Genomic DNA, 8,943 nt, shown 5'->3' with positions numbered 1-8,943 from the left:
GGTGGTGCACGACGCTCCTCCCCCGCCTCCCGAGCCGCCCCCGGCGCCCAAGCCCAGGCCGGCTCCGGTGCGCACGGTCGGGCCGCAGGAGGCGTGCGCTGATGCGGGCTTCCTGGCGCGTCCGCTGTGCATATTCAACGAGTGCCAGAAGCCGGCGCTCGCCGGGCATCCGGTGTGCGTGGAAGCCCGCCGGCGCCAGGAGGCCGAAGAGCAGCGCCGCCAGATGCAGAACTGACGCCCGCGCCGTCTGGGCGCGACGCGCTTGCGTAAAAAGCGCGCAGTTTCGTATAATGGCAGGCTTCGCAGCGCTTACTGGTCCCGCGGCGGAGTTGTTTTCACCACCTAAGAGGCTTCCGAAAGAGTTGCACCGACCGTGGAAAAGGACCGCCAAACCTTCCTCTTGAAAAGAGAAACTCATGTCTACATTCAGCGCAAAGCCCGCTGAGGTCGTGCACGAGTGGTTTGTGATTGACGCGACCGACAAGGTCCTCGGACGAGTAGCCAGCGAAGTTGCTCTCCGTTTGCGCGGCAAACACAAGGCCATTTACACGCCTCACGTCGATACCGGTGACTTCATCGTCATCATCAACGCCGCCCAGCTCAAGGTCACTGGCACCAAGTCCCTGGACAAGGTGTACTACCGCCACTCGGGTTACCCCGGCGGCATCACGGCCACGAACTTCCGCGACATGCAAGCCAAGCACCCCGGCCGCGCGCTGGAAAAGGCTGTCAAGGGCATGCTGCCCAAGGGCCCCCTTGGCTACGCGATGATCAAGAAACTCAAGGTGTATGGTGGTGCAGAGCATCCCCACACCGCCCAGCAGCCCAAAGTGCTGGAAATCTAAGGAGCCTTGAGATGATTGGTGAATGGAACAATGGCACCGGCCGTCGCAAGTCCAGCGTCGCCCGCGTGTTTCTGAAAAAAGGCTCCGGCAAGATCACGGTGAACGGCAAGGACATCCAGTCCTATTTCGGCCGCGAAACCTCGATCATGATTGCCAAGCAACCCCTGGCGTTGACCAACCATGTCGAAACCTTCGACATCCAGATCAACGTGCACGGTGGTGGTGAATCCGGCCAGGCCGGTGCAGCCCGCCACGGCATCACCCGCGCCCTGATCGATTACGACGCATCCTTGAAGCCCGTCCTGAGCCAAGCCGGCTTCGTGACCCGCGATGCTCGTGAAGTCGAGCGTAAGAAGGTCGGTCTGCACTCTGCACGCCGCGCCAAGCAGTTCTCGAAGCGTTAAGCTTCGCCGCTGCCGCAGGGCCACCGTGTGGCGCTGCGCTGCTGTGTGCCGCAGCAGAAAAACCGCCTTCGGGCGGTTTTTTGTTTATGGTGCGCAGCGTTATGCCCATTCTCTTTTTCATGCCATGCGTTTTCGGCTGTTGCGCCGGCGCCTGACCATCAGCGCGCCACGGGTCATCGTGCGCAGCGCGTTTCCGTGGCCGGTGCGCCGGCTGGCTGTTACCGTCGTGCTGGGAGGCTGCGCGGCCGTGTCGCTGTGGACGTTCGAATTCGGCAAGTCGCTTGCCGGGCTCGACGCGGGGGCACGCGACGAGTTGGTCCGTTTGCGCGCCGAGGTGGCGGAGCTGCGTGAGGCCCAGGGGCGCCAGCAGGCGCTGGTGAGCACTTCGCAGAGTCTGCAAACGGCCGAGCAGGCCGCCATGGACCGCCTCATGGTCCAGATGCGCCAGCTCGAGACCGAAAACCGCGCGCTGCGCGACGACCTGGGGTTTTTCGAGAAGCTCCTGCCCGCCGCGCGCATCGAGGGGCTGGCCATACGGGCCCTGCAGGCCGAGGTGCTGGGCGGCCGCAACGGTGCTGGCAGGTGTTGGTAATGCATCCAGCGCGCAACGCCCCCGAGTTCAATGGGCGGCTCGAGCTGGTTTTGACGGGGATGAGCCACGGCAAGCCCTGGACGGAAACCCGCGCCGCCGAAGCCCAGCCACTGCGGGTGTGCCAGTACCGGCGCCTGGAGGGCTCACTGGCTCTTCCTGTCGAGGCCGTGGTAAGAACCGTCACGGCCCGGGTGCTGGATGGCGCGCAGGTGCGCGCCATCCACACCCTGGCCATCGATGGGCCCCGTTGATGGCGGCGGTGTTGAGGAGATATTCTCTGTTTTCACGCAGGAAGCAGCCACCCATCAAGAGCCTGGTGGCCGTCGGTACCGTACCGAGGGCGATGCACTGTTTGGCGAGGGCATGCGCATCGATGGCGCAGTGAACGGCGATATCCGGGCCCACGCCGGGCAACCCGGCATCCTGGTGGCTTCGGAGACCGCCTGCATGGAAGGGGCCTTCACGCCGAGCACGTCATCATCAATGGCAGCGTGATCGGGCCGGTGCAAGCGTCCGAACTGCTCGAACTGCAGCCAAAGGCCCGGATCACCGGCGACATGCATTACAAAGCGTTTGAAATGCACCAGAGGGTGCTGATTGCGGGGCAGCTGTGTCCTGCAGCCGAACTGCTGGATGCAAAGCCCCCACTCAAACTGGCGTCAAACAGCCGATGGCCTGAATTCCCGAGTGGTTTGCAGTAGCATTCATGGCAAATCCTGAATTGGAGAACCCCATGAGTGCAGTTGCCGAAAACATCCAGACCGAAATGCCCGCCCCCATCCTGTTCACCGACAGTGCGGCGGCCAAGGTAGCGGACCTGATTGCCGAAGAGGGCAATCCCGACCTGAAGTTGCGCGTGTTCGTCCAGGGTGGTGGATGCTCGGGCTTCCAGTACGGCTTCACCTTCGATGAGATCACGAACGAAGACGACACCACCATGACCAAGAATGGTGTGTCCCTGCTGATCGACGCCATGAGCTACCAGTACCTGGTGGGTGCCGAAATCGATTACAAGGAAGACCTGCAAGGCGCCCAGTTCGTGATCAAGAACCCGAACGCTGCAAGCACCTGCGGCTGCGGATCGAGCTTCTCGGCCTGACGTCCGGCGACAGGCCCTTTGACCTTCAGGCCGGGTAGACGGCCCCCAGAACACGGGCGCCTCGGGCGCCCGTGACGCTTTGCAGGCTGCCGGTTTTTCGCGCCATCGCCTGCTGCGCCAGCCACGCGAAGGCCGCCGCTTCGACCTGCAATGCGGGCAGGCCCAGGGCGTCTGAAGGCACCACCATGGTGGCTGGCGCCAGTGCCTGCAGGCGTTGCATCAGATGGGCGTTGAGCGCACCCCCGCCGCACACCGCCAATGTTTTGCTATATTTTCCGTAGCTATTGACGCATGCTGTGCAAGCGCTTGCGGTCAATTCAGTCAAGGTTGCCTGCACATCTGCCGGGCGCGCGCCGGCGTGGGCCATCAGCTGGCCGGCCAGCCAGGCGGGATTGAACAGGTCGCGACCGGTACTTTTAGGCGGCGGCTGGTGCAGAAAGGGCTCTTGCAGCAGCTTGGCCAGCAAATCCGGCAGCACCTGCCCTGTGGCGGCCCAGGCGCCGTTGCGGTCGAACGGCTCGCCGGTATGTGCCTGGCACCAATGGTCCATGAGCGCGTTGCCCGGGCCGCAATCGAACCCCGCCACGCTGCCATCGGCGCCCAGCACGCTGAGGTTGGAGATGCCGCCAATGTTGAGCACCAGCACGGTTTCGCCGGGCCGACCGAACACCCCCTGGTGGAACGCGGGCACCAGCGGGGCTCCCTGGCCACCGGCAGCCACGTCCCGGCTGCGGAAATCGGCCACGACGCTGATGCCCGTGAGTTCGGCCAGCAGGGCGGGGTTGTTGAGTTGCAGGGTGTAGCCCGTGCCGTCGAACAGCTGGGGGCGGTGGCGTACCGTCTGGCCGTGCGCGCCGATCGCCTGCACGGCGCCAGCGGGTGTGCCGGTGCGCTCCAGCAGAGCATGCACCACAGCGGCGTAGGCGCGCGCGAGCGCGTTGCCGGCAAGTGCCGCGCGGTGCAGTTCGTCAGTGCCCGGGGTGTTGAGGGCCCACAGTTCTGCTCTCAGTTCAGGAGCAAAAGGTGCCGACACATGGCCGATGACGGTCATTCTGGGCTGCGAAAAGTCCACCAGAACACCGTCCACCCCGTCGAGCGAGGTGCCCGACATGAGGCCGATAAACAACCCGGACATCAGCCTGCGCCAGCGCGGCGGTGCGGCTTATTCGGCGCTGGCCTGCTGCACCAGGGCCGCGGCAGACAGTTGCGTGCGCATGGCGCCCGCCAGGCGATCGAAGGCGGGGCGGGCGGCGGCCGACACCGGGGCGGCGGCCTCGCTCTGCTGGGCGATGGCCTGCGGGTCTTGGTGCTGCCCGTTCACGCGGAATTCGAAGTGCAGGTGGGGCCCGGTGGCCCAGCCCGTTGCGCCCACGGCGCCCAGGGTCTGGCCCTGCTCGACCGACTGGCCCTTCTTCACGTCGATGCGGCTCAGGTGTGCGTACACGGTTTCGTGCTGGTTGCGGTGCTTGACGAACACCACATTGCCGAAGCCGTTCTGCACGCCTGCGAATTCGACCACGCCATCGCCCACCGTGCGCACGGCCGTGCCCGTGGGCGCGGCAAAGTCGGTGCCCAGATGGGCGCGCCACTTCTGCAGGATGGGGTGGAAGCGCATCTTGAAGCCGCTGGTCACGCGCGAGAACTCGACCGGAGAGGTGAGGTAGGCGCGGCGCATGCTTTGGCCGTCCAGCGTGTAGTAGGCGCCTTTGGCGGCGCCAGGCTCCTGGAACCACATCGCCTGGTAGGTCTTACCGTTGTTGTGGAATTCGGCGCTGAGCACGCGGCCGCTGCGCAGGGGCTCGCCGTCGGCCTCGAGGGTTTCGTAGACCACGGAGAAGCGGTCTTCCTTGCGCAGGGAGCGGTGGAAGTCGATGTTGCCCGAGAACACCTCGGCGATCTGCACGGCCACGAAATCGGGGATGTTGGCCGCGTCGGTGGCGGCAAACAGCGAGCTGCGGATCACCCCGCCTGCGAGGCGGCTGCCGGTGGTGAGGGGAGCTGTCTCGATGCGCGAGGCAAAGCGCTCGCCTGTGCGTTCGACCACCAGGCGGCGGAAATTGCCGCTGTCGTCGGGCGCCCAGCGCGCCGTCAGGCGCAGCAGGCGGTGGTCGTCGGTGGTTTCTGCAGAGACTGAGCGGCCGGCGCGGCCCAGCAGGTTCTGGCGCACCTGGGCATCGCTGCGCATAAAGGCGGCGGCTGCGGGATCGGCCACGCCCATGCGCTGCAGCAAGGATTCTGCGGTGTCGCTGCTGCGGGTCTGTTCGGAGCGGAAAAGAGAGAAGCCCGGGGTTTCCAGCAACTCAAGGGCCGTGTTGCCGGCCAACGTTTCCACCGCGTAGCTCACCTGGTGCACCGGCAGATCGGCCGGATCGGGAGCGAGCGAGGCCACGGCGAAAGCGCCGCCACCGCCGGTCAGCAGCAGGGTCGCCACGGCGGCGGTGATACGTTTGGGGTGTTTCTGGACACTGCGGGACAGCCGGTCAAGCAAGGCCAGGCTGGCGGTGGTGAAGCCGTGAATCAAAGGTGCGTCCCCAAGGGTGAGGGTGCTACCGGTTGTATTTCCCGTTGCAACGCGGGGAGGAGGCCGGGGGCACAAGCTGTCGGGCTGCAGGTATTCGACAGGGTTGCTGGGGTGTCGAAACGGCGGAAACACTAGAATCCGCCTCTGCAATGTGGGCTGAAGTATAGCGGCGCACGCTGTCTAGACATCCCAGAAAACCCTTATGAATCAATCTGCTGTTACAAAAAACCCGGTATCCGATGGTGTAGGGCGGGCCCTCGAAATTTCGCTGCGCGGCGCGGACGAATTGCTGCCGCAGGACGAGTGGATCAAGAAGCTGGCGCGCTCTGAAACCACGGGCCAGCCGCTGCGCATCAAGCTGGGGCTGGACCCGACGGCGCCGGACATCCACATCGGGCACACGGTCGTGCTCAACAAGATGCGGCAATTGCAAGATCTGGGCCACCAGGTGATCTTCCTGATCGGTGACTTCACCAGCCTGATTGGCGATCCATCGGGCCGCAACAGCACGCGCCCTCCGCTCACGCCCGAGCAGATCAAGTTCAACGCGGAAACCTATTACCGCCAGGCGAGCATGGTGCTGGACCCGGCGCGCACCGAGATTCGCTACAACAGCGAGTGGAGCGAGCCGTTGGGCGCCACGGGCATGATCCAGCTGGCTGCCAAGTTCACGGTGGCGCGCATGATGGAGCGCAACGATTTCCACGACCGCTTCAAGGCCGGCAACCCGATTGCGGTGCATGAGTTTCTCTACCCGCTGATGCAGGGCTACGATTCGGTGGCGCTCAAGAGCGATCTGGAGCTGGGTGGCACCGACCAGAAGTTCAACCTGCTCATGGGGCGGCACCTGCAGCAGGAATACGGCCAGGAGCCCCAGTGCATTCTGACCATGCCGCTGCTTGAAGGGCTGGATGGCATCGAGAAGATGTCCAAGTCCAAGAACAACTACATCGGCATCAGCGAAGACGCCAACACCATGTATGCCAAGGTGCTGAGCATTTCTGACACGCTGATGTGGCGCTGGTACACGCTGCTGTCATTCAAGTCGCTGGCCGAGATCGAGGTACTCAAGGCCGAAGTGGCCGGCGGCCGCAATCCCAAGGATGCCAAGGTGCTCCTCGCCAAGGAGATCACGGCGCGCTTTCACAGTGCCGCCGCGGCCGAGGCCGCCGAGCAGGACTTCATCAATCGCAGCAAGGGCGGCGTGCCTGACGAGATTCCCGAGGTCACCCTCTCCGGGGCGCCTCTGGGCATCGGGGCCTTGCTCAAACAGGCCAATCTGGCGCCCTCGACCAGCGAAGCCAACCGCCTGATCGAGGGCGGTGGTGTGCGGGTGGACGGCAGCGTGGTCAGCGACAAGGGGCTGAAGCTGGAAGCCGGCACCTACGTGGTGCAGGTCGGCAAGCGCAAGTTCGCGCGCGTGGCACTCGGCTGATACTGCTCTCGTTTTCGGAGGATGTCCGGGCCAGTGCGGGCGTGTGCGATGCCCCTGTGCCAATGGCGGGCAACGCCGCTCGCTTGGGCGCCTGGACTGCCGGCTCGAAAGGAGCTAGCGCAGCACCGGCCCCGCAGGCCATTCGCAGCATGTGCAGACCCGCGATGTTCCATGCCACGCTTCGCTCTCTGCCGACTGGTCGACAGAGCCGTGTGCCTGCCGGGTGCAGCGTGCTGCATCCCACTCGCTCAGGCCAGCCCCTTCGACTGGAAGAACGGCAGGTAGGCGCGGTCCACCTTGCAGATGTGGTGCACCAGCCAGTCCTTGAGGAAGTCGAGCGCTTCAAAGGTGATTTCCTCGCCCGTTTCGAAGCGCATCAGCAGATCCATGGCCTTGCCCGTGAAGCCGTCGTGCTCGGCCTTGTGCGCGGGTGTGTCGGGATAGCCGTGCTGCTGGAAAAGCACCTCCTCCACGATGAAGTGGTTGTGGGTGTAGTCCACCAAGCCCTCCAGCACTTCGCCGATGGCTTCGCGCCGGGGCTGGGCCTGCGACAGTTCGTCGTGCAGATCGTTGGTCAGTTGCACCAGCCATTGGTGCTGCCGGTCAATTTCTGCAACCCCCAGTTCCAGGTCGCTGGTCCATGGCATGAATGTCATCCGCATCTCCGTCGGGAATGGATCGGTGCTGCCGGGCGCGGCGGAATGCTGCCCGGAGCGTGAGCCACCGGTTGTAGAGGGCGCCCTGGAGAGGGAGGTTGATTTTCATCAACCGGAAACCTCATTGCTGAAGGGGTTAAGGGTTTGTCAGGCGACAGGCGGTGCCTCGGTGTTGTCTCCCACCGACTGTCGGGTGCGCGCTGCCTCGCCCTGCAGCCAGGCGCAGAAGGCCTGCACTTCGGGGCGCTGGCCACTGCGCGGTCCCACCAGCAGCCAGTAGGCCAGCGGCGAGTCGAGCCGGTGGCCGGGCATCACCTCGACCAGATCGCCGGTGGCCAGGGCGTCGGCGATCAGCGGCATGCGCGCGAGGGCCAGTCCCTGCCCGCTCAGGGCCGCCTGCACGATCTGGCTGGCGTAGTTGAAATACAGCCAGCGTTTGGGCTGCAGCGTGGGGCAGCCCTGGATGTCGAACCAGCGGCGCCAGCTCAGCCATTCGAGGTTCTGGGTGCGGTGCGCGTCGCCGGCCTCGATCAGGGTGAATTGCGCCAGGTCGGCGGGGGTGCGCAGGGGCGGATTCGCCTTCAGGAGCCAGGGGCTTGCCACCACGGCCAGTTGTTCGCCGAACAGGCGCAGGGCGCCGCGCGCAGCCGCGCCAGGCATGCTGTAGCGCAGGGCCAGGTCGACATCGGAGGTGTCCAGGTCCACCGCGCTGTCGGTGGCGTCGATGCGGATGTCGATATCGGGGTTGTTGCGCTGGAACTCTTCCATGCGCGGAATGAGCCACATCGATGCAAAGCTGGCCCAGGTGGTGATGGCCACGCTTTTGCGTCCCGCCGTCTGCCGTACCAGGCGGACGGCGGCGTCCATGCGCTCGAGCGCCGGCACCACGGCGCGCTGCAGTTGCGCGCCCGCGCTGGTCAGCTCCACGGCCCGCGTGTGGCGCAGGAACAGGGCCACGCCCACTTCGTCCTCCAGCGCCTGGATCTGGCGGCTGACTGCGGATTGCGTGAGGGCCATCTCATCGGCGGCGGCGCGGAAGTTCAGGTGCCGTGCCACGGCAAGGAAGGTGCGCCAGTGTCCAGCGCCCACGGGGCGCGTGCGAAGGACGGCAGGGGCGTATGCGGCGGAAGGCATGGCGGGGTGGATTCATGCGTGGATGGAATCAATAGGGTAGCGCGTTTTCATTGGACTGCCCATCGTGCAGCGCGCACTATCGGGGCAACGCAAAGCCATTGCGTTCCTGTTCTTCTTTCTGGGAGCCCGCCATGACGCACGACCACGATCTGCAATCGCCCACTTTCGCTGCTGTCCTCCGGCCCGGCCGCGCGGCGGCCGGATGCTGGACGCTGGACGCAGGCCGGGCGGTGACGCTGCGCCCACGCGAACCGGGC

General features: G+C 65.2%; 10 protein-coding genes and 2 pseudogenes. 8 read left to right on the top strand and 4 right to left on the bottom strand.

Annotated elements, in window-relative coordinates; translation table 11 throughout:
* From ACDELDRAFT_RS25780 to erpA, 7 genes and pseudogenes are all read left to right on the top strand, one after another.
* Window positions 1-235: pseudogene (locus ACDELDRAFT_RS25780) on the top strand (serine/threonine protein kinase); the annotation flags it as partial.
* A 181-nt stretch (window positions 236-416) separates the two neighbouring features.
* A complete protein-coding gene (gene rplM / locus ACDELDRAFT_RS15825; RefSeq protein ID WP_005798584.1) occupies window positions 417-845 on the top strand; it encodes a 50S ribosomal protein L13 in 429 nt (142 codons plus the stop codon).
* An 11-nt stretch (window positions 846-856) separates the two neighbouring features.
* On the top strand, window positions 857-1,249 hold the full coding sequence (gene rpsI, locus ACDELDRAFT_RS15820; protein WP_005798582.1) for a 30S ribosomal protein S9: 393 nt from the start codon (window positions 857-859) through the stop codon (window positions 1,247-1,249).
* Between the two features lie 124 nt (window positions 1,250-1,373).
* Window positions 1,374-1,841, top strand: coding sequence for a hypothetical protein (locus ACDELDRAFT_RS15815; RefSeq protein WP_005798576.1), 468 nt, complete (start codon window positions 1,374-1,376; stop codon window positions 1,839-1,841).
* On the top strand, window positions 1,841-2,092 hold the full coding sequence (locus tag ACDELDRAFT_RS26090) for a hypothetical protein (protein WP_005798574.1): 252 nt from the start codon (window positions 1,841-1,843) through the stop codon (window positions 2,090-2,092). The genes ACDELDRAFT_RS15815 and ACDELDRAFT_RS26090 overlap by 1 nt, the downstream gene beginning before the upstream one ends.
* Window positions 2,093-2,118: 26 nt before the next feature.
* A pseudogene (locus ACDELDRAFT_RS15810) lies at window positions 2,119-2,542 on the top strand (bactofilin family protein).
* Between the two features lie 32 nt (window positions 2,543-2,574).
* Window positions 2,575-2,940, top strand: coding sequence for an iron-sulfur cluster insertion protein ErpA (gene erpA / locus ACDELDRAFT_RS15805; RefSeq protein ID WP_005798571.1), 366 nt, complete (start codon window positions 2,575-2,577; stop codon window positions 2,938-2,940).
* A gap of 25 nt (window positions 2,941-2,965) precedes the next feature.
* Here erpA and ACDELDRAFT_RS15800 read toward each other — a convergent pair whose 3' ends face one another.
* Both ACDELDRAFT_RS15800 and ACDELDRAFT_RS15795 read right to left on the bottom strand, forming a co-directional pair.
* A complete protein-coding gene (locus ACDELDRAFT_RS15800; protein ID WP_005798569.1) occupies window positions 2,966-4,075 on the bottom strand; it encodes an anhydro-N-acetylmuramic acid kinase in 1,110 nt (369 codons plus the stop codon).
* A 27-nt stretch (window positions 4,076-4,102) separates the two neighbouring features.
* Window positions 4,103-5,461 carry a M23 family metallopeptidase gene (locus tag ACDELDRAFT_RS15795; protein ID WP_040329508.1) on the bottom strand — a complete coding sequence of 453 codons (1,359 nt, stop codon included), beginning with the start codon at window positions 5,459-5,461 and terminating at the stop codon, window positions 4,103-4,105.
* A 202-nt stretch (window positions 5,462-5,663) separates the two neighbouring features.
* Between ACDELDRAFT_RS15795 and tyrS the strand changes: the two genes are divergently transcribed.
* Window positions 5,664-6,896 (top strand): tyrosine--tRNA ligase, encoded by a 1,233-nt coding sequence (gene tyrS / locus ACDELDRAFT_RS15790; RefSeq protein ID WP_005798565.1) that lies wholly within the window; start codon window positions 5,664-5,666, stop codon window positions 6,894-6,896.
* Window positions 6,897-7,144: 248 nt separating this feature from the next.
* On the opposite strand, the gene ACDELDRAFT_RS15785 is transcribed toward tyrS, so the two are convergent.
* Window positions 7,145-7,552 carry a bacteriohemerythrin gene (locus tag ACDELDRAFT_RS15785; protein ID WP_005798563.1) on the bottom strand — a complete coding sequence of 136 codons (408 nt, stop codon included), beginning with the start codon at window positions 7,550-7,552 and terminating at the stop codon, window positions 7,145-7,147.
* A 147-nt stretch (window positions 7,553-7,699) separates the two neighbouring features.
* Entirely contained in the window at window positions 7,700-8,686 is a 987-nt protein-coding gene (locus ACDELDRAFT_RS15780) for a LysR substrate-binding domain-containing protein (protein ID WP_005798561.1), read from the bottom strand.
* Window positions 8,687-8,943 lie beyond the last annotated feature (257 nt).

It is taken from the genome of Acidovorax delafieldii 2AN, from assembly GCF_000175235.1.
Classification (GTDB): domain Bacteria; phylum Pseudomonadota; class Gammaproteobacteria; order Burkholderiales; family Burkholderiaceae_C; genus Acidovorax; species Acidovorax delafieldii_B.
The sequence above is the reverse complement of the archived record's forward strand: the minus strand, read 5'-3'. Positions and strand labels throughout refer to the sequence as shown.

Bases quoted from the DNA above. Each gene is read 5' to 3' on its own strand.
- rplM (WP_005798584.1), top strand. From the start codon at position 417: ATGTCTACATTCAGCGCAAAGCCCGCTGAGGTCGTGCACGAGTGGTTT.
- rpsI (WP_005798582.1), top strand. From the start codon at position 857: ATGATTGGTGAATGGAACAATGGCACCGGCCGTCGCAAGTCCAGCGTC.
- ACDELDRAFT_RS15815 (WP_005798576.1), top strand. From the start codon at position 1,374: ATGCGTTTTCGGCTGTTGCGCCGGCGCCTGACCATCAGCGCGCCACGG.
- ACDELDRAFT_RS26090 (WP_005798574.1), top strand. From the start codon at position 1,841: ATGCATCCAGCGCGCAACGCCCCCGAGTTCAATGGGCGGCTCGAGCTG.
- erpA (WP_005798571.1), top strand. From the start codon at position 2,575: ATGAGTGCAGTTGCCGAAAACATCCAGACCGAAATGCCCGCCCCCATC.
- ACDELDRAFT_RS15800 (WP_005798569.1), bottom strand. From the start codon at position 4,075: ATGTCCGGGTTGTTTATCGGCCTCATGTCGGGCACCTCGCTCGACGGG.
- tyrS (WP_005798565.1), top strand. From the start codon at position 5,664: ATGAATCAATCTGCTGTTACAAAAAACCCGGTATCCGATGGTGTAGGG.
- ACDELDRAFT_RS15785 (WP_005798563.1), bottom strand. From the start codon at position 7,552: ATGACATTCATGCCATGGACCAGCGACCTGGAACTGGGGGTTGCAGAA.
- ACDELDRAFT_RS15780 (WP_005798561.1), bottom strand. From the start codon at position 8,686: ATGCCTTCCGCCGCATACGCCCCTGCCGTCCTTCGCACGCGCCCCGTG.